This window comes from Pseudomonas sp. FSL R10-2189, assembly GCF_009600325.1.
Taxonomy (GTDB): Bacteria; Pseudomonadota; Gammaproteobacteria; order Pseudomonadales; family Pseudomonadaceae; genus Aquipseudomonas; species Aquipseudomonas helleri.
In genome coordinates, this window is the sequence record NZ_WIVZ01000024.1 from 1 (window position 1) to 24951 (window position 24951).

General features: G+C 56.0%; 13 protein-coding genes. 7 read left to right on the forward strand and 6 right to left on the reverse strand.

All coding sequences use genetic code 11. The features are described from left to right. Positions 1-167: 167 nt before the first annotated feature. From GHO32_RS27230 to GHO32_RS26905, 3 genes are read left to right on the forward strand one after another with little or no spacing between them, the layout of a single operon-like run. Positions 168-3422, forward strand: a complete 3255-nt coding sequence (locus tag GHO32_RS27230) for an insecticidal toxin protein (protein ID WP_153442931.1) — start codon at positions 168-170, stop codon at positions 3420-3422. Next, positions 3419-7288 carry a SpvB/TcaC N-terminal domain-containing protein gene (locus GHO32_RS17185; protein WP_256665430.1) on the forward strand — a complete coding sequence of 1290 codons (3870 nt, stop codon included), beginning with the start codon at positions 3419-3421 and terminating at the stop codon, positions 7286-7288. Before GHO32_RS27230 ends, GHO32_RS17185 begins: the two co-directional genes overlap by 4 nt. Further along, entirely contained in the window at positions 7285-7782 is a 498-nt protein-coding gene (locus tag GHO32_RS26905) for a hypothetical protein (protein WP_256665431.1), read from the forward strand. Before GHO32_RS17185 ends, GHO32_RS26905 begins: the two co-directional genes overlap by 4 nt. 80 nt (positions 7783-7862) lie before the next feature. Here the strand turns inward: GHO32_RS26905 and GHO32_RS17190 are convergent, their stop codons facing one another. Continuing rightward, entirely contained in the window at positions 7863-10403 is a 2541-nt protein-coding gene (locus GHO32_RS17190; RefSeq protein ID WP_372239827.1) for an RHS repeat-associated core domain-containing protein, read from the reverse strand. Positions 10404-11152: 749 nt separating this feature from the next. Here GHO32_RS17190 and mexE point away from each other — a divergent pair. The 4 genes from mexE to GHO32_RS17210 all read left to right on the forward strand — a co-directional run bounded on the left by mexE (position 11153) and on the right by GHO32_RS17210 (position 18354). Beyond that, positions 11153-12397 (forward strand): multidrug efflux RND transporter periplasmic adaptor subunit MexE, encoded by a 1245-nt coding sequence (gene mexE / locus GHO32_RS17195; protein WP_048373348.1) that lies wholly within the window; start codon positions 11153-11155, stop codon positions 12395-12397. Positions 12398-12412: 15 nt separating this feature from the next. Continuing rightward, a complete protein-coding gene (locus GHO32_RS17200; RefSeq protein WP_153332776.1) occupies positions 12413-15592 on the forward strand; it encodes an efflux RND transporter permease subunit in 3180 nt (1059 codons plus the stop codon). Beyond that, on the forward strand, positions 15589-16998 hold the full coding sequence (locus tag GHO32_RS17205; protein ID WP_153332778.1) for an efflux transporter outer membrane subunit: 1410 nt from the start codon (positions 15589-15591) through the stop codon (positions 16996-16998). Before GHO32_RS17200 ends, GHO32_RS17205 begins: the two co-directional genes overlap by 4 nt. A 297-nt stretch (positions 16999-17295) precedes the next feature. Further along, the gene (locus tag GHO32_RS17210) at positions 17296-18354 is read left to right on the forward strand and encodes a lipopolysaccharide assembly protein LapB (protein WP_153332780.1); all 1059 of its coding nucleotides are present in this window, start codon (positions 17296-17298) and stop codon (positions 18352-18354) included. Between the two features lie 26 nt (positions 18355-18380). Here the strand turns inward: GHO32_RS17210 and GHO32_RS17215 are convergent, their stop codons facing one another. From GHO32_RS17215 to GHO32_RS17235, 5 genes are all read right to left on the reverse strand, one after another. Next, entirely contained in the window at positions 18381-18758 is a 378-nt protein-coding gene (locus GHO32_RS17215; RefSeq protein ID WP_123749306.1) for a response regulator, read from the reverse strand. A 65-nt stretch (positions 18759-18823) separates the two neighbouring features. Next, positions 18824-20020, reverse strand: coding sequence for a hybrid sensor histidine kinase/response regulator (locus tag GHO32_RS17220; RefSeq protein ID WP_048389864.1), 1197 nt, complete (start codon positions 20018-20020; stop codon positions 18824-18826). Next, positions 20011-20619, reverse strand: coding sequence for a chemotaxis protein CheB (locus GHO32_RS17225; protein ID WP_153332782.1), 609 nt, complete (start codon positions 20617-20619; stop codon positions 20011-20013). The genes GHO32_RS17220 and GHO32_RS17225 overlap by 10 nt, the downstream gene beginning before the upstream one ends. Continuing rightward, positions 20616-21431 carry a protein-glutamate O-methyltransferase CheR gene (locus GHO32_RS17230; protein ID WP_048389860.1) on the reverse strand — a complete coding sequence of 272 codons (816 nt, stop codon included), beginning with the start codon at positions 21429-21431 and terminating at the stop codon, positions 20616-20618. Before GHO32_RS17230 ends, GHO32_RS17225 begins: the two co-directional genes overlap by 4 nt. Next, on the reverse strand, positions 21432-24908 hold the full coding sequence (locus GHO32_RS17235; protein ID WP_153332784.1) for a response regulator: 3477 nt from the start codon (positions 24906-24908) through the stop codon (positions 21432-21434). It abuts the gene before it with no gap. Positions 24909-24951 lie beyond the last annotated feature (43 nt).

Below are 24951 nucleotides of genomic sequence, written 5' to 3' on the forward strand. Positions count from 1 at the left end.
AACCAATTACATAGCCAGGTGCTTGCTGAAGTCAGGAGGGTTTAGAAATCAGCTACACCCTTAAATGCGAAGAGCCAATAAAGTCCGCCGTAGAAAAACACTTCCCAAAACACTTAAAACTCACTTTTGAGTCAAGCACAGGCCCGAACAAGATCAGGCTTGAACTGGTGGTTACCTTTACCGTAGACGGCCAGCCCAACACGCGACTAGACTCATACTCCTCTATCACATTTACACAAAAAGCTCTCGCTTCTCGGCATTTACAACAAATCGTCATTACCAACACCAGAAGCCTTGAAACATTTTCCGATTTTATCAAGCCACCCTCAAGTGAACACCTGACCGAACTAATACTTGAAAACAACCAAGCAACCATCAAATTGACAGACTGGACAATAAACACAGACACTTTCAACCAGCTGATCAGTCTTAATTCCGCCCCCTACATGATCACTGTCAAGCTAAAACCCGACAGCCCGGAGGATTTATTAAACGTTTTATTGTTCGAACACCTGAAAGCCACAGCTTTTAATCGTACCTACAAGCAAATCGTCATCATTCCTCTCAAGGATAATCCGCCTACTTCGGAAAGAATACTCCGCAGAAACACCCTAATCATTGGCGAGGAGGACGAAGCACGTCGCTATCTAAAAGATACGTTTCTTGAACTAAAGCCTGGACAGTCAATTACAACTCAAGTGCAACTCGACGCTGAATCCCTACAACCCTATGCTGTAACTAATAAAGCAGCACCGACAGTTTCCAGGCAGGCACAAATAACCCTTTTGCATGGTGTTGCCATTCTCGAGGTGGACATCAGGCACTCGCAACCTTACCTGTTGGGCTATGCACTCAAGGAAGTGACAGTCACGCTGGACAAAAAGGCTAAGTCCATTATTCCACTGGCGCCAAAACTTAAGCGCGTTTTATCTAACGCCAATAGCACAACCGAATGTATCGACTTCAGCGATTCAATCATTAAACGCAGTGATTTACCGCAACAAAATGAGCCTCGTACGCCTATACGCATGAATACCGGCTTTGCCGAAACGCTGACAAAAGCGGCTAATGTCAGCCTCGAAGCACTCTTCTCATTACCCCCCGATTCATGGTTCGAAGCTCCATTAACAGAAGATGGCCAATTACAGCCACTTGACTTTCATGGCGCCCATGGCAAGTACTACTGGGAGCTATTTCTTTACCTGCCCTGGCTGATCGCCTATCGCCTGAATATGGAGCAGCGCTATGCAGAAGCTCAGAAATGGCTGCATTACCTTTTCAACCCGGGGTGCAAAACTGATGTTAACGATGAAATGTCCGGTTTCTGGCGACTTAAACTCCTGACAACACCCATCACAGAACCCAGTTATGCACGCGACAACCCTTACGATCCAAATCAAATTGCTTTAAGTGCGCCTGTTCATTTTCGCCAGGCCTTGTACCAGTTGTACCTGGATATTCTGATCAATCGAGGCGATGCCGCTTACCGACAAATGACCGCCGACAGCATGGCAGAAGCCAAGCTTTGGTATGTACGCGCTAAACGCTTGCTCGGACCACGCCCGGACCTTACAACCATTGACCCATGGACCAGAATCACTCTTGAAAAACTAAGTGCGACAGCGTCCGATGACCTGCGAAAACTGGAAGCGAATGTCAGCCAGAGAGACGTGGCATTAGCGGTTCCAAGTCGTAGCTCCGCTCACGACAATCAGTCCTCACTCACGGCAGACACACCTTATTTTGTCCGGCCTTTGAACCCAGGTCTGACCGCACGATGGGACAAAATAGACAGTCGGTTGCATAACTTGCGCCACCATCTCGACCTCGCGGGTAAACCGTTGCAACTCTCCTTGTATGCCACCCCGCTATCACCGCATGCGCTACTGTCAAGAGCGGCTCAAGGAGGAAACAGTCACATCACTGCCTTGCACACACAGCAGATCCAGGCTGGCCATTATCGCTTCCAGGTGATGCATGCGCAGGCCATGCTGGCTGTCGATAACCTGATTCAATTTGGAAACACCTTGCTGTCGCTACTTGAGCGAAAAGAGCAGACAGAACAGATCGCGCAGCAATATGCACAGGCATGGGACCTGAGCGCAGTGGCTGTAGAACAGCAGGCTCAAGCACTGCTCGTTGATGAAAAAAATCAATTGGCTTTGCGCGCCGGTCGCAGGGTCGTCGAAGCCCGCACCAAGTACTTCGAGAAACAATTGCTGGAAGGTGTCAACCCGGGTGAAACCCGGGCCACTCAGGAGTATCAGGAAAGTGCAATGGTGGAGATCGGCGCCTATACCGCCCAGGCGGCTGCAGGTTTTGCCATGTTAGTGCCAAATATTTTCGGCACTTCAAATGGTGGTGTGCGATATGAAGGCGCTGCGCACGCACTACAAGCAACACTCCAGGGTGCAGCCCACATAAAACGCTCCAATGCTCTGCACCTTGAACGCACCGAGCAATTCAACCGCCGCAACCAAGAGTGGAGTTACGCACTGGAGCAAGCCCAGCTTGAGCTCAGTCAAATTGATGCCCAGCTTGAAACTTATGCCGAGCAAACCCGTGTCTCGCGCTTACAACTCAGACACACTGAAACGGCGTTGATACAGGCCAAAGCGACTTACGAGACACTCAGCAAACGCTTCTGCAGCGTTCAACTTTATCAGTGGCTCAACAGCCAACTGTCGACGTTTTACTTCCAGGCCTATGACATGGCTCATTCACTGTGCCTGGCCGCTCAAGCATGCTGGCAATTTGAGCAGGCTGACTATACCCGAACCTTTATTCAGAACACCCTGTGGAACAACCAATACCGGGGTCTGGCAGCGGGCGAGTCGCTTAAGCTCAATCTGCTGCAAATGAGCACTGCCTACCTGCAGCATAACCAGCGGGCGCTGGAAATCAGTAAAACCATTTCACTGCGCCAACTGCACCGCAAAGACAGCGATGCGACGCTGAATCAAGAGTGGAGCGCGCTAAAAGCTAATCTCCTGGTCAACGGCATCGTTGATTTTGAGCTCACTCAAGCACTGTTTGATGCTGACTATCCGGGGCACTATCTGCGCCGAATGAAAAGCATCAGTGTGTCGCTTCCTGCAACGTTGGGGCCTTATGAGAACATCAAGGCCACCCTGACCCAGACTTACAACAAAATCCAGTTTTCCGAAGCGCCAGACAGCATCAAGGAAAACCTGCACGTACAAGAAGAAATAGCCCTGTCTACCGGCCTGAATGACAGCGGCCTGTTTACTCTGAATTTCGATCACGATGAGCGCTACTTACCCTTCGAATACACTGGCGCGGTGTCTCGCTGGCAACTGGCATTTCCCAACCCTAAAGATCAGACCATCCTGCTGGACTCGTTGACTGACATCATTGTGCACGTGCGCTACACCGCCAAAAATCCGGGAGGCAGAGCATGACCGGCCAACCTGGCAATAATGAGGTTCTTACGCCGGCTCTGCCCAAGGGCGGGGGCGCCATCCAGAGCATCGGCACCGGTTGGGGTGCAGTGGGCATGACGGGGCAGGCATCGTTCGATATACCGCTACCGCTGTCACCCGGTCGCGCTTACGCCCCGTCATTGAGCCTCAGTTACCGCAGCACGCTCGGCAATAGCCCTTTCGGCATGGGGTGGGGTTTATCGGTCGGGGCCATTGTTCGTAATACCCTCAAGGGCGTACCGTCCTACACCGAGCAGGATGGTTTTGTCAGCGCTGGCGGTGAGGAAATGTTCGCCCAGCGCACCGCACAAGGGGCGCTCATCTCCAACACCGTCAGTGAGTACAACGGTGTAGAACTCAGCGCGCCACACACTGTGGTGCGTTATTTTCCGCGTATCGAAAGCACTTTTGATCGTATCGAACATTGGTCGACCAGCGCAGACACGTCGGGTTTCTGGTTGGTACAGAGTGGCGATGGAAACATCCATTTTTTTGGCAAAACCCAAGCGGCGCGCTGTGCAGATCCCGATGCGCCCGAGCATGTTGCACAATGGCTGCTTGAAGAAAGTTTGAGCCCCCACGGCGAACATATTTACTACGACTACAAAAGTGAGACGGCCGCCCAAGACGCCAGCCAACCCCATGACTATCGGGCGCAGCGTTATCTGGTACGTGTTTGCTATGCCAATCTCAAGGCACTGAAGAATCTCGTGCTCTGGAATAGCCATGCCCCAGCAGACATACAGTGGCACTTTGAGCTGGTACTGGACTATGGAGAACGGGCAATCGGGCTGACCGAAAAACCCACTTACGCCGAACAGACACCCTGGTTACAGCGTCTGGATCCGTTTTCTAGTTATGCCTACGGATTTGAGCTCGGCACGCAAAGGTTGTGTCAGCAAATCTTGATGTTCCATTACTTTCCTGAGGAGCCCGAGATGGGCCCGGCTCCGGTGCTGGTTCGTCGCTTGGTATTGCAGTACCAATTCACCGAAACAGGCGGAAATCTGCTGCACACCGTACAAAATCAGGCCTACGACGCATCCGACAGCACAGGTGAGTGGCCGCCGCTGAGGTTGAGGTACAGCGCCTTTTTGCTGAAAACCAAACCTGAAAACTACCGGCCTTTCGACGCTTTGCAGGTGCCCCTCAGTCAGACAGGCTATCAGCTAGTGGATTTATACAACGATGGTTTGCCGGGAGTGCTCAGCCGCTCCGACCACAACTGGACTTACCGGGAACCGCTTAGAGCATCGCCGTCTGAGGGCAAGGACGCGGTGAACTATGGCCCGGCGCAAGTTTTGCCTCGCCTGCCTGTTGCAGACTCAAGCCAACCCATCCTGCAAGCACTGAGCGATCTAAACGGCGATGGCCAGCTGGACTGGGTGCTCGCGCAGCCCGGCATGAGCGGTTTTTTTACCCTCAATGGCGACAGAAGCTGGTCAGGCTTTGCCCCGTTTGCAGCACTGCCCCAAGAGTTTTTCCACCCTGCCGGCCAACTGGCCGACTTGATGGGTAACGGGATCCAGGACCTTGCCCTGATCGGCAGCCAAAGTGTTCGGTTATATATCAATCAGGGCACTGCAGGGTTTACGCCAGCCCAGCAGATAGACCATGAACCCGACGCTGACGCCCTGCCGCAACCGGGTAACTCGGCCACTGAGTTGGTCGCGTTCAGTGATGTACTGGGTAGCGGGCAGCAGCATCTGATCCGTATTCGCCATGACCAGATCACCTGCTGGCCAAACCTGGGACGCGGGCGTTTCGGTAAAAGTTTTGTGTTCGCCAAACTACCTTTCAGTTACACCGCGTTCGATCCTTCGCGGGTTCTGCTGGCTGATCTGGATGGTTCCGGGGCGGTCGACCTGCTGTATCTAGAAACCGATCATGTGCAGATTTTTATGAACCGTTTTGGTAATGGCCTGCAATCGCCGCCCGCCTTTTTAAAGTGGCCGGAAGGCGTGCGTCATGATCGTTTCTGCCAAGTCACTACTGCCGATTTACAGGGCATTGGTTGCTCCAGTCTGGTGTTGACGACGACGCATTCCGCACCCCGCCATTGGCGCTATGACTTTGTCAGTCACAAGCCCTACTTGCTGACCGGCGCCACCAACAATATGGGGGCGACGGCAACCCTGAGCTATCGCAGTAGCGCTCAGGAATGGCTGGATGAAAAACAAGAACGTCAGTTTGCCAAAAAACCCCTGGTCAGCGGTTTGCCATTCCCGTTGCATCTGGTCAGCCAGCAGCAGCAACAAGACTTGATCAGCGGCAACCGCATGATCCAGCAGTTCCAGTACCGGGAAGGGTTTTATGACAGTCGGGAACGCTCGTTCCAGGGATACGGTTTACTGCTTGAAACTGACACGCCCAACCTGCTCGGTGAGCCTTCAGGTACCGAACACAGCGATGCACTGCTGAGAAAATCGTGGTTTCACACCGGCAAACACATCGACATGCCACTCACTGGTTACTACGACAAGGACAAAAATGCCAAGGGCCCAGGTTTAACGTTGCTCAGCCGTCTGGACACCGACAGCTTTCAAGACACACTGGTCACCACTCGCTCGGACTCGATGGTCCAGGAAATGAAAAAGGCCCTAAGTGGATCGCCGCTGCGCGAGGAGATCTACGCCGCCAACGATCCAACGGAGTCCGCTGTGCCCTACTCCGTCAATCAGCAACGCTACATGGTCCGCATGCTGGAGCCTTCGGGGTGCATGTTGCTGGCGATTGAGTCGATTGCCTGGCGCTATGAGCGCGAGCCGCTTGATCCGGCCTGCAGTCATACCCTCAATCTGCGTGTAGACGCGTACGGCAGCCTGGAACACGGTGTGGCAATCAATTACGCACGACGTAAAACACCGACCGACACGCCGCCGTTCACCGACACACATCAGCAAACATGGTGGCGCGATACCCACGATTCAGCGCAACAAGCCTACTACCTGACAGAAGCCCGCGCCCAGGCCATTCACTTGGTCGAGCCTCAATGCTGGCGTCTGGGCTTGCCCTATCGGCAGCGCAGCAATGCATTAGTGTTACCTAAAGGCAAAGGCGCGAACACCCTGGACGACGGACGCATCAGCTACGAGCACTTCATTTCAGACACCGCTGACAGCCCTTTAGGCGTCAATGCCGAGCGCGTGCTGGCGGGCATGTCCGAGCACTATTACTGCCTTGCTCAAAGCTCTACCCCTCTGCCTGCAGGCCAGGCCTCTATTCAGGCGCTGGAGCATCACAGTGAACACGCGGAACTGGATGAACAGGCATTGGCCGTGTATGACGACGTACCACGCATGCCCGGAGCCGAACCTTTCGACCTGGAAAAGGCTCTGACCGAGGCCCACTACACCCCGATGACTCCGTTTCTGCCAGATCCAGAGCCAGACCTGTCTGAAAAACCCGCCAAAACCGCGTTATGGGCAATCAAACAAGGCTTTGCGATCTATAGCGATCTTGCCGATTTTTACCGGGCCAATCATTTTCGCGCCACAGAAGACCATGGGGTCACCGTGGTTGAACATGATCGCTACCACTACCTGGTCACCTCGGTTAAAACTCCAGATGGCTGCACAACCCAGGCTAAACATGACTATCGATGCCTGCTGCCGATAAAGATCACCGACCCGCAAAGCAACGTACAAGAGGCGCGCTATAACGCATTTGGTCAGTTGCTGGTCACCAGCTTCTACGGCGAAGAAGACAGCAAGCCCGTGGGGTTTGACCCTTGGATAACTATGTCCGCCCCAAAGATGACAGCCCGAAAGCCGCCATTGCTGATCCTGGCAAAGCCGTGCAGAAAGCGGCCAGCGCCTTTTTTTATCAGCCCTTCAGTTGGATGAAAAACCGTGAACCCGTGCATGTGGCGGTGCTGCAAGCCGACCGCTACCCCACCAGCCCCGACAGCGCTGAGCTGATCATCCGTATCAGCCTGGCGTGCAGCGACGGATTCGGCCGGGTTCTGCAAAACAAACAACTGACCGTGCCTGGGCCTGCTTATCAAATCGACAAGAACGGCGCCCTGACACTGGACAGCAGCGAAAAACCGGTAAGCAGTCACAGCGACAAACGTTGGCGAGTCAGCGGCCGGGTCGAATACAACAACAAAGGTCAGGCAATCCGTCAGTACCAACCGTACTTTGCTGATCAATACCGTTACTTGAATGACGCGTCACTGCGCGCAAACGGCTACTGTGACCAACTCTTCTACGACCCACTGGGGCGCGTGATCAAGACACTGCGTGCCAACGGTGATTTCAGCCGCCAGACCTATTGCACCTGGTACACCATCAGCGAAGACGAAAACGATACGCACGAGCCAGATTCAAACACTTAGGTGAGCTCCCGTCGTACTGGGTGACCCCAGTACGACGTGGCATGCGGCCCGCGTAACAGCGAACTATACCGCTCGGGTCATTAGCGCCGATGTGGATCGCGAAGACCGACTGCCCGGTAAGTACGGCCGCCTGTGTGCTCAAGCATCAACCGTACAGCGCCTCGCCTGGTTGATCCCGGATGACCATGTATGTCTGCAGACCAGAGTCTGTCAGCATGACGATGCCAGTTAACCGCTGCAAAACGCCCCTCTTGCAAATGACCCAGGGTAATACCAATGCTTCGTCCTGCAGCGCCCTCCATTAAATGCGCTATCTGCGACTCGTCAATAATGAAGCGGGGCTCAGACGCTGCGCCCGCTTGCGAAGTGCTTTCACCGGAGGGCGCTGGCTGTTGTCTATTACCCAGTTTTTTTTTGGCCAGATGAGTAGCCGCTTGAGTTTCAAACTGGCTGACACTGCCCTGAGCGGATGAGGGACGAGGTGCTGGTGGCGCTGAAGTGCTTGCACGCTCCGAATCTCGAAGCTGAATACTCTTGAAGCCTATCTGTCTAATTTCCCTTGGCGTGGGCTCACGCGTGCTTTCCATTACGTTTAGCTGTAGACCTGCCCGAGCAGGCCCAATGTAGGCATAGATATTTTCGTTGGCCGCAGGGCTGAAAGCGATGGCAAGCCCTTCTCCTTGATATCCCTGACGATGGGTATAAATAAAATTAACCAGCCTGTTTGTCTCTTCTCTGCTCAGCCCCCTGCGCTTTGAAGTTTCCAGAATGACATTGGCGACCAACTGGGCGTATCTCTCCTCCCCTGAACCCATGGATTGCAATTGTTCTGCTGCGACACTCGTGCGCCAACTCATTAAACCCAAACCAACACCCACCGCCGCGCCGGTCATCGCGCCCTCTCGTGGATAGCCTGCTGCCCAGCCCAATGCATACCCGACCAGGGTCAGTGCGCCTGTAATTATTATTCTTGCTAAAAAACGAGCAAGCGTTTGGTTCGACGCCAGCCCCGCCGCGTCGGTGAAGGTGACGGGGTTATTGCCGACCATTGCATACAGGTTAAGGCTGTCTACATCGCCTGCGGGGTCGGGGCTGACCCAGCGCATCAGCCAAGGCGCGTAATACCGGTAGCCGTAGTAGTAGAGCCCGGTAGCGTCACGTTCTTTGCCGGAGTAACGCACCGTCTTGAACCTGGTCTCGACCTGACTTTTCGCAGCCCACCAGGCTGTACCGCCAAACGGGTAGTACCCTTCCTGGCTCAACAAGGCCGCCTGTTCGTCAAGTTCAAGGGTACTGCTGGCTGTCGCGTCCACAAGGCTGAAACGCAGTTGCTCGTCTGCAACACCCGCAGGACGCTTGTTCTCCCATACAAGGGCCCTCATGCGGGTGAGCCCGGCCTCAATCGACAGCACATTGAACGACTCGCCTGTGGCGTCATTACTGTGCAACTCAAGGCCTGGCAAATAGCGCACTTGCTCAATGTGCTGGCGGTTTTTAGCCAGGCTTGAGCGTCTCTTGAAAACCCGCAGGCCTGCACCATCGTAGCCATAGGTTTCGTCGTCACTGCTCCCCTGCTGACGAACCACTTGCGTGACCCGCTGCAGTTGGTTGCGTGCATTCCAGCTCATGGCCTGACTGCGCATGAGTAATTGCTGGTTGCCGTTTTTATCAAACCCCTTGAGCGGGTCAGCGTACGAATCGAGACCGTTGAGTACGCTGTGATTACTGTGCGCGGCGGTGTTGATGCGCTGGGTGTACCCCTGACCGCTGGACGGCACGTGCTGCATCTGCACAAGATTGCCGCCCTCGTTGTACTGATAGTGGCGGATGTAGTTACGCATCAGGCTGCTATCGGTTGAACCAAACTGCACCAGTGCCGGTAACGCCGGACCGATCGCATGTTGCGCATATTCGCGGCCGGTCGCCTTGATCAACTGGGATAACGTGTCGTATTCAAAGCTGGCGGTGGCGTCGATTTTGGTATTGCTGGCCCACGTTGTGGGTTGTGCCGCGTCGCTGATACTGAGCACATTGCCGACGCGGTCATAGGTGTAGGTCAGATCTTGCAAAATCAGCTGGGTACTCCCCGGCTTGCGCGTTGTCAGATTTAGCAAACGCCCATCGTGAGGCCTGTACGTGGCTAGCGTCAGCACATTGTTGCCCGCACGCTCTGACTCAACCTGGCCCTGAGCGTTATAGGTGCGCAAGTCGAACAACCTTTTGCGCGTCCCGCTGCTGAACACCAGCAAGGCCTCTGTAGGCTCGCCCTCAGGGCCGTATAACGTTTGCCGGCGATTCTCCTTGGCATCCGTTTGCTCCACTAGACCACCCAACGCATCGTAGCGCCACGCACTGGTATGACACTCAGTCTCCAATTGCGCCATGCGCACATCGAGTTGCGCAGACCAGTCAAGCGCTTCTTCTGCCCGTAAAAACAGGCGGCCTTGCCGGGCAATGGCGCCTGACAAGGCGTATTGCTCGAATAGCACGCTCCCGGAAGGGTCATCATGACGAATCAGTCGGCCACACTGGTTGCGCGCTGAATGTTGGGTGTTCATAGCGGCGTACTCCAACCGCTCGGTACAACGCTCGCGCGCGTCATCGTCGGCTTGTTCAAACACGGCAACCGGCCTGAGAACAGCGTCAAATTCATAACGCTGCTGTGAGCCACGGGCATCCCAGACCGATAATAACTGACCCGCAATACCGCTCAATGCAATACGCCAACCGGCATCGATACTGTGGCTGCGCAAGACGCGCCCGCTCAAACTGTGCCGAAGGTGCTGATTGGGTTGCACCGCAGGGTCAGATTCTTGCAGGCGATGCAGACGCGCATCCCACTGTTCTTGCAACTGGCCGCCGGCGCTAAACGTTTGCCTATGCACGCGTGCCTGAGGCTCATCCTGGGCTCGGGCGCGATGATAAGCCACCGTGCGCAGGGTCAGGCCTCTGGGGTCAAAGGCTGTTAATGACGGTGTGTGCTGATGTAACGAAGACATAAGAAATGACCTGTTTTACACAATGATTCAAAAAGCGTAGTGATCAGGTCATGTGCCAAGGTGGTCTTACAGGCAGCTTTATGTGTCCAAATGATTACCGTCAAATTGGCTACTGAGCCACGGCCAAATGCACCGTGTTAAAGCCCTGCTGGCCTACAGCGAGCAATCCTCATTCCGGTAATGCAGCGGACTTTCACCCTGTTTAAATACGAATTTAATTGATAGCTCACTCATAAAACGCGCAGGCTAGAGGGCTTGGACAAGCTTTGTATCATTCTGAATGATATTAACCTTCGCTGGGTTCGATTCGTGCCCCGGCGCGCGCGACAGCATTATCCCGCCCATCTCAATAGATTGGCGGACTCCCCCTCATGGAACAGTCACTGAAACATTTGCGCTTCCCACTCGCGGCCCTGGCGATCGTGGTGATGAGTGCATGCGGTAAAACTCCACAAGCGACTGCTCCTGCACCTGCTGCAAAAGTCAGTGTGGCCAAAGTGCTTGAGCAACCCGTGAACGAGTGGGACGAGTTCACCGGTCGCCTTGAAGCACCCGAAACCGTTGAAATCCGCCCGCGTGTGTCGGGCCAGATTGATCAGGTTGCCTTTACTGAAGGTGCCCTGGTCAAAAAAGGCGATCTGTTGTTCCAGATCGACCCGCGCCCGTTCCAGGCGGCGGTCCGCCAACTTGAAGCCGAACTCCAGCAAGCTCGCGCCAATGCCACCCGCAGTGAAAACGAAGCTCAGCGCGGCGAGCGTCTGCGTCAGAGCAACGCGATTTCCGCTGAACTGGCTGACTCGCGCAGCACCGCCTCCCAGGCCGCGCGCGCTGCCGTCGCTGCTATCCAGGCGCAACTGGATCTGGCCAAACTCAACCTGAGCTTTACCCGCGTCACCTCGCCGATCACTGGCCGTGTCAGCCGTGCCGACATCACCGCCGGCAACATCGTCACGGCGGATGTCACGCCGCTGACCAGCGTGGTGTCGACCGACAAGGTGTATGCCTACTTCGACGCTGACGAGCGTGTATTCCTCAAGTACAACCAGTTGGCACGCGATGGCAAGCGTGGCCAGACCACGCCGGTTTATCTTGGGCTGTCCAACGAAGAGGGCAACCCGCACTTGGGCCAGATGAACTTCGTCGACAACCAGGTCAATCCTAAAACCGGCACCATTCGTGGTCGCGCGGTGTTCGACAACACGGATGGCAGCTTCACCCCGGGTCTGTACGCGCGCCTAAAACTGGTCGGTAGTGGCACCTACGAAGCCGTGCTGATCAATGACGAAGCAGTCGGCACCGACTTGGGCAAAAAATTCGTATTGGTAATGGACGGTAATAACAACACCACCTACCGGGCCATTGACCTGGGGCCAAAAATCGAAGGCCTGCGCATTGTTCGCAGCGGCCTGAACAAAGACGACACCATTATCGTCAAGGGCCTGCAACGGGTGCGTCCTGGCTCGCCGGTGACCCCTGAAGTCATCCCGATGGCCAACGAACAAACCCTCGCCGCACTGGCGCAACAACGACACGCCCTGGAAGCCAGCAACCTGTTACCTGCAACGCCCGCAACCCCTGCGGCGAAGCTGGCCAGCGTTGCGACTCCTCGCGGTTAAGGGACGACAACTTCGATGAATTTTTCCCAGTTCTTCATTCAACGGCCGATTTTCGCTGCCGTGCTTTCGCTGCTGATTTTGATTGCGGGCGGCATTTCGCTGTTCCAGTTACCGATCAGCGAATACCCGGAGGTCGTACCGCCAACGGTGGTGGTGCGTGCCAACTTCCCGGGTGCCAACCCTAAAGTGATCGGTGAAACCGTGGCGGCGCCATTGGAGCAGGCCATCACCGGTGTCGAACACATGTTGTACATGTCTTCGCAATCCACTGCTGACGGCAAACTCACGCTGACCATTACCTTCGCCTTGGGCACTGACCTGGACAACGCGCAGGTGCAGGTGCAAAACCGTGTAACCCGCACCGAGCCCAAGTTGCCCGAGGAAGTGACGCGCATCGGTATTACGGTAGACAAGGCATCGCCCGACCTGACCATGGTGGTGCACTTGACCTCACCGGATCAGCGCTACGACATGCTTTACCTGTCCAACTACGCGATCCTCAACATCAAGGATGAGCTGGCCCGCCTGGGCGGCGTGGGTGACGTGCAGTTGTTCGGCATGGGCGATTACTCGTTGCGTGTGTGGCTTGATCCGAACAAAACCGCTTCGCGCAATTTGACCGCCACTGACGTGGTCAACGCCATTCGCGAACAGAACCGCCAGGTAGCAGCCGGTGCACTGGGTGCGCCCCCTGCCCCGAACGCCACCAGCTTCCAGCTGTCGGTGAACACCCAAGGCCGTCTGGTCACTGAGGAAGAGTTTGAAAACATCATCATTCGCGCAGGCGATGACGGTGAAATCACTCGTTTGAAGGACATTGCCCGGGTTGAATTGGGCTCAAGCCAGTACGCCTTGCGCTCCTTACTCAATAACCAGCCCGCGGTCGCGATCCCGATTTTCCAGCGTCCTGGCTCGAACGCCATCGATATCTCGAACGAAGTTCGCGCGAAGATGGACGAGTTGAAGAAGAGCTTCCCGCAAGGCATGGACTACAGCATCGTGTATGACCCGACGATCTTCGTTCGTGGTTCTATCGAGGCGGTGATTCACACCCTGTTCGAAGCACTGATTCTCGTGGTGCTGGTGGTGATCCTGTTCCTGCAGACCTGGCGCGCCTCGATCATTCCGTTGGCGGCGGTGCCGGTGTCGTTGATCGGTACCTTTGCGGTCATGCACATGTTCGGCTTCTCGCTGAATGCCCTGTCGCTGTTCGGTTTGGTACTGGCCATCGGTATCGTGGTCGACGATGCCATTGTGGTGGTGGAAAACGTCGAGCGAAACATCGAGCTTGGACTCGAACCGGTAGAAGCCACCAAGCGCGCCATGCGCGAAGTGACAGGCCCGATCATCGCCACAGCGCTGGTACTGTGCGCCGTGTTTATTCCGGCTGCGTTTATCTCCGGGCTGACAGGGCAGTTCTATAAACAGTTCGCGCTGACCATTGCCATCTCGACGGTCATCTCGGCCTTCAACTCGCTGACCCTGTCGCCAGCACTGGCAGCAGTGTTGCTTAAAGGCCATCACGCCCCCAAAGACCGTTTCACACGGATTCTGGACAAGCTCTTCGGTGGTTGGTTGTTCCGCCCGTTCAACCGGTTCTTTGAGCGTGCCAGCCACGGCTATGTCGGCACTGTCGCTCGGGTTATCCGCAGCAGCGGTATCGCCTTGCTGGTGTACGCAGGCCTGATGGTGCTGACCTTCTTTGGCTTCGCCCACACCCCGACCGGTTTCGTGCCGGGGCAAGACAAGCAGTACCTGGTGGCCTTCGCTCAACTGCCGGATGCGGCGAGCCTTGACCGTACCGAAGATGTGATCAAGCGCATGTCCGACTTTGCCCTCAAGCAACCGGGCGTTGCCAACTCCATCGCCTTTCCGGGCCTGTCGATCAACGGCTTCACCAACAGCCCCAACAGCGGCATCGTGTTCGTGGCGCTCAAGGACTTTGACCAGCGCAAAGACCCAAGCCAGTCGGCTGCGGCCATTGCAGCAACCCTAAACGCCAAGTTCGGTGGCATTGAAGAAGCCTACATTGCGATCTTCCCGCCGCCGCCGGTGCAAGGTTTGGGGACCATTGGCGGCTTCCGTCTGCAAGTCGAAGACCGTGGTGGTCTGGGCTATGAAGCGCTCTATAAAGAAGTACAGAACGTCATCGCCAAAAGCCACAACGTGCCAGAACTGGCCGGTCTGTTCACCAGCTACACCGTAAACGTGCCGCAAGTAGACGCAGCGATCGACCGTGATAAAGCCAAGACCCATGGCGTGGCTGTGAGCGACATCTTCGACACCCTGCAGGTGTATCTGGGTTCGTTGTATGCCAACGACTTCAACCGCTTCGGTCGTACTTATCAGGTGAACGTTCAGGCCGAACAACAGTTCCGCCTCGAACCCGACCAGATCGGCCAGTTGAAAGTGCGTAACAACAAAGGCGAGATGATCCCGCTGGCGACCTTCATCAAGGTCAGCGACACCTCGGGGCCGGACCGCGTGATGCACTACAACGGCTTTATCACCGCCGAAATCAACGGTGCCGCGGCCCCGGGCTACAGCTCGGGCCAGGCTGAAGCAGCCATCGACAAACTGCTCAAGGAAGAACTTCCGAACGGCATGACGTACGAATGGACCGACTTGACCTACCAGCAGATCCTGTCTGGCAACACCGCGCTGTTCGTCTTCCCGCTCTGCGTATTGCTGGCCTTCCTGGTACTGGCGGCTCAATACGAAAGCTGGAGCCTGCCGCTGGCGGTGATCCTGATCGTACCGATGACCTTGCTGTCGGCCATCACCGGGGTTATTGCCTCGGGGGGTGACAACAACATCTTTACCCAGATCGGCTTGATCGTACTGGTGGGCCTGGCGTGTAAAAACGCGATTCTGATCGTCGAATTTGCCAAGGACAAACAAGCCGAAGGCCTCAGCCCGCTGGCTGCGGTGCTGGAAGCCTGCCGCCTGCGTCTGCGTCCGATCCTGATGACCTCCATCGCCTTCATCATGGGTGTGGTGCCGCTGGTGCTGTCCACTGGCGCGGGTGCTGAAATGCGCCATGCGATGGGTGTTGCTGTGTTCTCCGGGATGCTCGGTGTGACCTTCTTCGGCCTGCTGCTGACGCCTGTGTTCTATGTGTTGATCCGCAACTATGTTGAGCGCAGTGAAGCGCGCAAAGCGGCGCGGCACCTCAAGTTGGAGTCGCAACAATGAGCCTGAAAGTTTTCCTTCCCAGCCTTCTGGTGCTGGCCCTGAGCGCTTGCGCCGTTGGCCCGGATTACAAAACCCCGGCTACCGAGCCTGCACAGATCAGCGCCGATAACCTCAAGGGCTTTGACCGGGCGCATTTTCAAGGGATCTGGTGGCAGCAGTTCGACGACCCGACCCTGAACAAACTGGTCGCTCAGTCGCTAGCAGGCAACCGTGAGTTGCGCGTGGCCTTTGCCCGTCTGCGGGCAGCCCGCGCCATTCGTGATGACGTCAGCACAGACACCATGCCGACCATTACCAGCCGTGCCAGCAGCGATGTGGGCAAAGGGCAGGTGCCGGGCACCACTGAAAAGCGCGTCAACAGTGAGCGCTACGATTTGGGCCTGGACATGGCCTGGGAAGTCGACCTGTTTGGCCGTATCCAGCGTGAGCTGGAGGCCAGCGATGCCGACGAACAGGCTGCTGCGGCAGACCTGTATCAGTTGCAAGTGACCATGATTGCCGAGCTGGTGGACGCTTACGGTGAACTGCGCGGCGCACAATTGCGTGAACATATCGCCCTGGAGAACCTGAAAAACCAGCAGGACTCCAAGGCCATCACTGTCAGCCTGCGTGATGCCGGCGTCGGTGATGAACTCGATGTGGTGCGCGCCGATGCCCGGCTTGCGGCGGTTGAGGCCAGCGTGCCACAACTGCAGGCCGAGCAAGTGCGCGAGCGCAACCGCATCGCCACGCTGCTGGGTGAGCGCCCAGAAAACCTCAGCGTTGATCTGAGCCCGGCGCAGCTGCCTGCCATCGCCAAGGCCTTGAACATCGGCAATCCCGGCGACTTGCTGCAACGTCGCCCGGACATTTTGAGCGCCGAACGCAAGCTGGCAGCCGCTACGGCCCGGATTGGCGTAGCCAAGGCGGATTTGTTCCCGCGAGTCAGCCTCAGCGGCTTCCTGGGCTTTACCGCCGGGCGTGGTTCGCAGATCGGTTCGGCGGCGGCCAATGCCTGGGCTTTAGGCCCGAGCATTACCTGGCCTGCGTTTAACCTGGGCAGCGTGCGGGCACGTTTGCGCGGCGCCAACGCAGAGGCTGATGGCGCGCTGGCCAACTACGAACAGCAAGTCTTGCTGGCCCTGGAAGAGTCTGAGAACGCGTTCAGTGACTACAGCAAACGCCAGCAGCGTTTGGTTTCGTTGATTCGCCAAAGCGAAGCCAGCCGCACCGCCGCTGACCTGGCAGCGATTCGCTACCGCGAAGGCACGGTGGATTTTTTGGTCTTGCTGGACGCCCAACGTGAGCGCCTGGCGGCAGAAGACAGCCAAGCCCAGGCAGAAGTGGATCAGTTTCGCGGTGTAGTGGCGATCTACAAAGCCCTGGGTGGTGGCTGGCAAGCCGAGACCGTCGCTCTCGCACAGTGAAGTAAAGAGCTCCTTTGGTTGGCCGCAACCAACCAATTTTTAGCCCCGCGTTCATTCGGTCGCGGGGCTTTTTTTTGTTTGTGCATGTGCGCCTGACTGTAGTCGCTGACAAGGAACGAAGGCTGCGATGGGTTGCGCAGCGACCCTGCTGTTGAGTCTAAAGCGAAGCTCCTGCGGACCTTATCGCAGCCTGCGGCAGCGACTACAGTTTTCAGGTCAATTGCTCTTCTGGTTTGACTCAAGCCCTCTACTGTCCCAATCTTGCACTTCATACGCACGACTGTTACTGGATTTTGCATGTCTCAGCCTCGCCGTTACCTGGTTGTAAGCCTTCTGTCTGCTCTGATCGCAGTGGGCCTTTGGTATTGGATGCGCCCTGCTCCGGGCACCGCGCCGTCAAACACGATCAATCACAGCTATTCGTCCGCTCTGGAACAAGCCCATAACGGGCAGCCGGGGGCCGCCAGGGTGCTGTATCAGCAACTGGCACGCACTGATCTTTCCGATATTCGCCGCGCCAGCCTGCATGCCGAGCTGCCTAACTACCCGAGCCCGCAAGCCCTGAAGCTGGCCGATGCAGACTTGCAAAACTCGTCACCGCTAGTGCGTAAGGCGGCGATACAAAGTATTGCAGGGTTGGTGCCCAATGCTCAGCGCACACTGCTGCTCGGCCCGCTGCTGGATGACCCCGAGCAAAGCGTTCGCTTTGCCGCCGCCAGCGCCCTGCTGGGCTTGTCTCCTGATGAGCAAGGTCTGTATTTCGGCCCGCTGCAGCAAGTCATCGACGAGTACGAGCGCACGCTCAAGACACAACCCGACGACCCGCAAGCCCAAGGTCAGCTCGCGCGTTTGTATCTGCATGAAGGGCAACTGGACGAGGCGCAGGCGGCACTGGAAAAATTCCGGGCGCTGGACCCGGAGAATCTCAAGGCTGTGGTGGCGCAGATTGATCTGCTGGATAAACGCGGCAAAACCGATCAGGCGCGTGAACTGCTGGCCAATCAGCTTAAAGCCCACCCCGACTCAGCGTACCTGCAACACGCACTGGGGATTTGGTTACTCAATCACGGGCAAACCGAATACGCGTTGTTGGGTCTGGCCAAAGCGGTTGAGCTGGAGCCAGACAACAGCGAGTACCGCTACAAGCTCGCTATTGCCTTGCATGAGCTGGAGCAACTGGAACCGGCGCAGCGCCAGCTGGAAGAGTTGCTGCAACGCCAGCCCGCCAATCGCAAGGCACGTCTGTTGTTGATTCGCTACTGGAAAGAGGCCGGTCAACTACAGAATGTACAGGTGCTGCTGGCGCAACTGGAGCAGCTAAATCCTGATGATCCAGCGCTGCAACAAGGGTTGTAGGCGCGCAGCGCGCAAGCTGCAAGCGATTAGGCGAGCAGCTTCTGGATCTGTGTTTGTAAGGTGTCGAGGTCGAAGGGTTTGGCCAAAATCGGGGCTGTGAGGGTGATCGGGCTGCCAGTGTCGCGGATTTCTGCCGGATAACCGCTGATAAAGATCACCTTCAGGTCCGGTCGCAGCTTCACTGCAGGCTCGGCAATCTGCACGCCTGATATCCCGCCCGGCAAACGGAAGTCCGTGACCATAAGGTCCAGGTGCGGTTTGGTGGCTAAAATCGCAAAGGCCTGCTCGCCGTTTTCGGCCTGCAATACCCGATAGCCTTCGCCTGACAGGTAAGCACTGAGGATCATCAGGATCGATGGATCGTCCTCGACAATCAAAACAACATCTTGCGCATCTTCACTCATGGGAAACCTTAATCCGAACGTTGCTGCCATTACGACCGCAGCCATGGCCATAGGTTGCGGCCAATTTATGTCTTTTGTACCAGCGGCAGGCAGACTTTGAACAAAGCGCCCTCTCCTAACTCGCTATGTACTTCTATTTTGCCACTATGGGCCGCGACAATCTGTTCCGAAATAAATAAACCCAACCCCAGGCCCGAAACAACATGGCTGCCGGATACCCGCTCAAACTGCTGGAAAATCCGTTGCTGATTCTCCTGGCTAATGCCGATACCCTGGTCACGTACTTGCACCACGGCATAGCCCTCTTCGCTGTACACCGCCACATCAATCGGCTTCTGTGCTCCATAACGCAGGGCGTTGGTGAGCAAGTTGGAAATCACCTGCTCGATTCTGAATTCATCCCACTGCCCCACCACCGGCTGCGCCGCACTGAAGCTGATGCTCGCTTGCGCTGCACTGATCTGGGGCGAAAACACCTCAAGCAAATTGGCCACCAACTGTGACAAATCGAATTCCGACGGCCTGATTGACAGCTTGCCCGTGCGAATGCGTGACACATCCAGCATGTCTTCAATCAGCCGAATAAGGCTTTGGATCTGCCGCTCGTCGCGGTCAACCATGGCCTCCAGCTTGTCCTTGGTGAACGCCGCCGTGTTGTCCCGCGCCAGGTGCATCTTGCGCAGTTGGGTTTCGAGGATCAGCCCGTTCAGCGGCGTGCGGACCTCATGGGAGACAATCGACATAAAGTCGTCCCGCATGCGCACCGCATGTTCCAGCTCAACCTGTGTCTGTTGTAACTGCGCAAGCAGCACTTCTTGCTCGCGGCGGCTTCGCTCAAGCGCTTCGACCTGTCGTTGCACCGCTTTGCTTTGCCGGTACAGGTCGACAAATACGTTGACCTTGCTTTTAACCGCGTGAATGTCCAAAGGCTTATGCAAGAAGTCGACCGCCCCGCTCTCATACCCTTTGAACGCGTAGTTCATCTCCCGACCGGCGGCACTGACGAAGACTATCGGAATATTTTTGGTGCGATCGGTGCCGCGCATCATCTCGGCCAATTCAAAGCCGTTCATGCCCGGCATCTGCACGTCCAGAATCGCCATTGCAAACTCATGTTGCAGCAACAACGAAAGCGCCTCGTCCGCAGACAAGGCTTTATAGACGATTCGGTCATCGCGTTTGATCAAGGCTTCCAGCGCCAACAAATTCTCTGGCAAATCGTCAACGATCAGCAGCTTGGCTTGAATATCACTTAGTGGCATTCGATTCGTTCCAGCTCGACAAGCAAACGGGCAATACCCTTCAAACTCAGGATGCGGTCCGGTTGGCAACGCTCCAGCGCCGCAAGCGGCATGGTGGGTACCCAGGCTTCTTCAGGGTCCTGAATGACCGTCAGGCCGCCCAGTTGTTTGACCGTGTCCAGCCCCTGCGCACCATCTTGATTGGCGCCCGTGAGTAATATCGCAGCCAGGGTGTCTTGGTACACATCGGCTGCGGATTCAAAAAGGTAATCAATCGAGGGGCGTGAATAATGCACCCGCTCTTCTCGACTCAATGAAAAACTGTGATCGTGCTCCACCGATACGTGATAACCCGGGGCCGCGAAATACAACGTGCCCGGCATAATCGGCTCTTTGTCCACCACTTCCTTGACCGGTATCGCCAAACGCCGACCAAACACAGAAGCCAACTGGCTGCGTCGTTCGTCGGGCATGTGCAAAACGACCATGATCGGCAGCCCAAAACCGGGCTTCAAATCAGCAAAAATCGCCAGCAACGCCTCGACGCCCCCAGCAGAAGCCCCAACAACTATTGCTTGAACAGGGCGCAGTCCGGCGATTGCGATGTCTTGGACTGTCATAGCTTTCGATAGATCCGTTCTTGCTTGAGCAAAGGCGAAAATTGTTTGCTGTAATCAGAAAAATCCAGGGTTTCTTTGCTACCCAGCATCAAAAAGCCCCGATGACAGAGCGACTCCGCGAACAAACCAAACGCTCTGTTTTGGAGATTTTTATTGAAATAAATCAGTACGTTACGACACGAAATTAAATTAGTTTCTGAGAATACACTGTCTGTCGCCAGACTGTGATCAGCAAAGGTCACGTTTTCACGCAGGCTCTTGTCGAAAATCGCGTAGTCATAAGCCGCCGTGTAGTAATCGGCAAATGAGCGCTGCCCCCCGGCCTTTTGGTAGTTGTGGGTGTAGGCACGAACGTTTTCCAGCGAAAAGATCCCTTGCTTGGCTTTTTCAAGCGAGCGCGGGTTGATGTCAGTGGCATAGATGATGGTGCGATCGAGCAGCCCTTCCTCGCGCAGCAAGATCGCCATCGAGTACACCTCTTCGCCGGTACTGCACCCCGCGATCCAGATTTTCAGTGACGGATAAGTCTTGAGAATCGGCACCACTTCCTGGCGAATGGCCAGGAAGTGCTCAGGGTCACGAAACATCTCACTCACCGGAATCGTCAGCAGTTGCAGCAACTGCATGAACACGGCCGGGTCATGCAGCACCCGCTCCTGCAAGGCCGAGATGGTCTTGCAGTCGAACTGACGTACTGCATGCAGCACCCGGCGCTTGATCGATGCGCCGGAGTAGTCTCGAAAGTCATAGCTGTACTTGAGGTAGATCGCCTCAATCAGCAGCCGTATCTCGATGTCGGTGTTTCGTAGCACTTAGAGTCGTTCCATTTTCGGTAGCCAGACCCGGATCAACGAAAACAGTCGATCCAGATCAATCGGTTTAGCCAGGTAATCGTTGGAACCCGCTTGCAGGCAGCGTTCCTGATCGTCCTTCATCGCCTTGGCCGTGACTGCAATGATCGGCAGCTTGCGCCAGCGCGGGTTCTTGCGAATTTCAATGGTGGCCTCATAGCCATCCATCTCCGGCATCATCACGTCCATCAGCACCAGATCGATGTCTTCGACCTCATTCAAACGCTCGATCGCCTCGCGGCCATTTCGGCCGATGACAACGATTGCGCCCTTGTGCTCCAGCGCGCTGGTGAGGGCGAAAATGTTTCGAACGTCGTCATCAACCAGCAGAATCTTGCGCCCTTCGAACACTTTGTCGCGGCTGCGTGCTGTCTTGAGCATCGTTTGACGCTCATGGGACAACTGAGATTCAACTTTGTGCAGAAATAATGTCACTTCGTCCAGCAAACGCTCAGGCGAACGGGCGCCCTTGATAATGATCGAACGTGAGTATTTGCGCAGTTCGGCCTCTTCATCGCGGGTCAGGTTGCGCCCGGTATAGACAATGACGGGCGGGAACGAGCAGATGTCTTCGGTAGACATACGCTTGAGCAGGTCGTTGCCCAGCATGTCCGGGAGCTTGAGGTCGATAATCATGCAGTCGTAGATGTTACTGCGCAGCAGATCAAGCGCCTCTTGAGCAAAACCCACGGCGGTGATTTCAATGTCATCGTCGCCGATCAAGCGGGAAATACTGTCGCGTTGTAGGTCATCGTCTTCGACCAGCAATATCCGTTTGACCTTCTGCGTGAGTTTGGCTTCAAGGCGGGCGAAAACATCCTTGAGTTCCTCGCGGGTGGTCGGTTTGACCGCATAACCCACGGCGCCCATGTGCATGGCGGCTTCGACACGGTCTTCAACAGAAATCACGTGCACCGGTATGTGCCGGGTGGCGGCCAGGGCTTTCAAGCGCTGCAAAACGGTCAACCCGGAGTGATCGGGCAAGCGCATGTCGAGCAGAATGGCGTCCGGAATAAACTGCGCCGCCAGGCTGAAGCCTTCGTCAGCACCGTGGGCGACCAGGCAGCGATAGCCCAGTTCGTGGGCCAGATCGTAGAGGATGTGCGCAAAGTTAGGCTCATCTTCAATCACCAGAATGCAGCGCGTACTGAATGGTGCTTGTTCGCGATCGTCCATGAAGCGCGGGATATTCAGCGGCACATCCGGCGCCTGTATCGGCAACTCCTTGGCAGGCAATGTCTGTGGCACGCGCGGGGCATTGACGGGAGCCTCTACGGGCAGTTCGGCGTCTTCGACGAACTGTACGGGCATGATCAAGGTGAAGACGCTGCCCTGCCCCGGCTCGCTGCTGACACTGATAGAGCCGCCAAGCAAGGTCGCCAGATCCCGCGAGATCGACAAGCCAAGGCCAGTGCCACCATAACGGCGGTTGGTGGTGCCATCTGCCTGACGGAACGCTTCGAAAATGCTCTCTTGCTGCTCGGCCGCAATGCCGATGCCGGAGTCTTCGACAGCAAATGCAATGGCATTGCCCGAATGACGCGACACCGTCAGGCTGACCTGGCCTTTTTCAGTGAACTTGACCGCGTTGGACAGCAGGTTCTTGAGAATTTGCTCCAGACGCTGGCTGTCTGTGTAAATCAACGCGGGGGTGCCGGGCTGCAAATCGACGCGCAACTCCAGCGACTTGTCACTGGCCAACGGCTGGAACACCCCGCGTATGCCATCGAGCATCCGCGCCACGCTGGTGTTTTCGGGGCGCACCTCAAGCTTGCCGGCCTCGACCTTGGATATATCCAGAATGTCGTTGATCAGGTTGAGCAAATCGTTACCTGCCGAGTAGATCGACTCGGCAAATTTGACTTGCTCACCCGTGAGGTTCTGCTGCGGGTTTTCGGACAACAGTTTGGCCAGAATCAACGAGCTGTTAAGCGGTGTGCGCAGCTCGTGGGACATGTTGGCGAGGAATTCCGACTTGTACTTGCTCGATCGCATCAACTCATCGGCACGCTCTTCGAGTTGCTCCTGAGCCTGATTCAGCTCGGTATTCTTGCGGTCCATGGCATCACGCTGTTCTGCCAGGGCTTCGTTGGTCTGTTCGAGCTCTGCTTGCTGTGCCTCAAGGCTGGTCTGCGACTCTTTAAGAATGCGCGACTGCTCTTCCAGCTCTTCGTTGGCGGTCTTGAGCTCTTCTTGCTGCACCTGCAGTTCTTCATTGAGCTGCTGGGTCTCAGCCAGCACTTCTTGCAGGCGCTGACGGTAACGCGCGGCCTCAATCGAGGTGCCGATGTTGTCTGCGATCAAATCGAACAGTTCAATGTCACGGTCATCCAGCGGGCGAAGAAAGCCCAGCTCAATCACCCCGTTAACCCGATCATCGTCGCTGGTCGGCACCACCAGCACACTGCGAGGCGCACCCTCGCCCAGCCCGGAGCTGACTTTGAAGCAGTAGTCCGACGGCACATCGTCCAGACGGATCAACTGATCCTGGTGCGCGGCCTGCCCGACAATGCCTTCGTCATTGTGGATCACCTCGTTGCGCGCTTCCTGCTCCCGGGAGAATCCGTAGCTGGCGATGCGGCGCAAGCCACCGTGATCTTCACGCACATACACTGCGGCAACGACCGTGCCCAGGTACTGCGCGCAAAACTGCAGGATATTGCGGCCCAGCATGTTCAGAGTCAGACGGCCAAGCACTTGCTCGGCCAATTCGGTCTGCCCGTTACGCAGCCAGGCTTGACGTTCCAAGCGCTCTGCGGCCTTAATCTGAAGCTCGAAGTTGTTTTGATAACTCTTTGAAAGATTTAGCAAATCTCTGCGACCGACATACGCCAAAAAGCCGCTCAGACCCAACACAAAGAGCAAATAAAGCCCGACGCAGACAACGGTGGTCGTGCTGGCTTCATTATTGCGAGCTACTCGCAACTGTTGCTCCAGCTGGATGAAGTCGTCGTACTCCTGACGGATCTGGTCGGTCAGGCTTTTGCCTCTGCCAGACTGCACCGCCGCACGATAATCACCACTCTGACGGCGCAAATCGACCATGGACTGGGCATAAGAGGCCCATTCATTTTGCAGCGCTTCAATGCGCTTGAGGCGATCAACCTGCTGCGGGTTATCGCTGACCAGTTGTTGCAGGTTTTGAATTTGCGCAAGAATTTGCGGTTTGGCGACCGCGTAGGGATCAAGAAAATGCTCATCGCCAGTAATCAGAAACCCGCGCATTCCGGTTTCCAGATCAACTGTCAGCCTGATCGCTTCATTGGTGTTGCTGATGACACGATCACTGTGTTCGACCCATTTAAGGACTGACAGCAAATAGCTGATCATCACCACGAACAGCACTGCACTCATCACACCGACTGCCAAAGGCAAACCAACGTTACGACTCAGCAGTTTGCGAAAACTTTGCTCGTCAATGGATGCAGGTGAATTCATTTTTCTGGCCTGTGGACGTAAAAATTAGTGAGAGTTTGAAGGA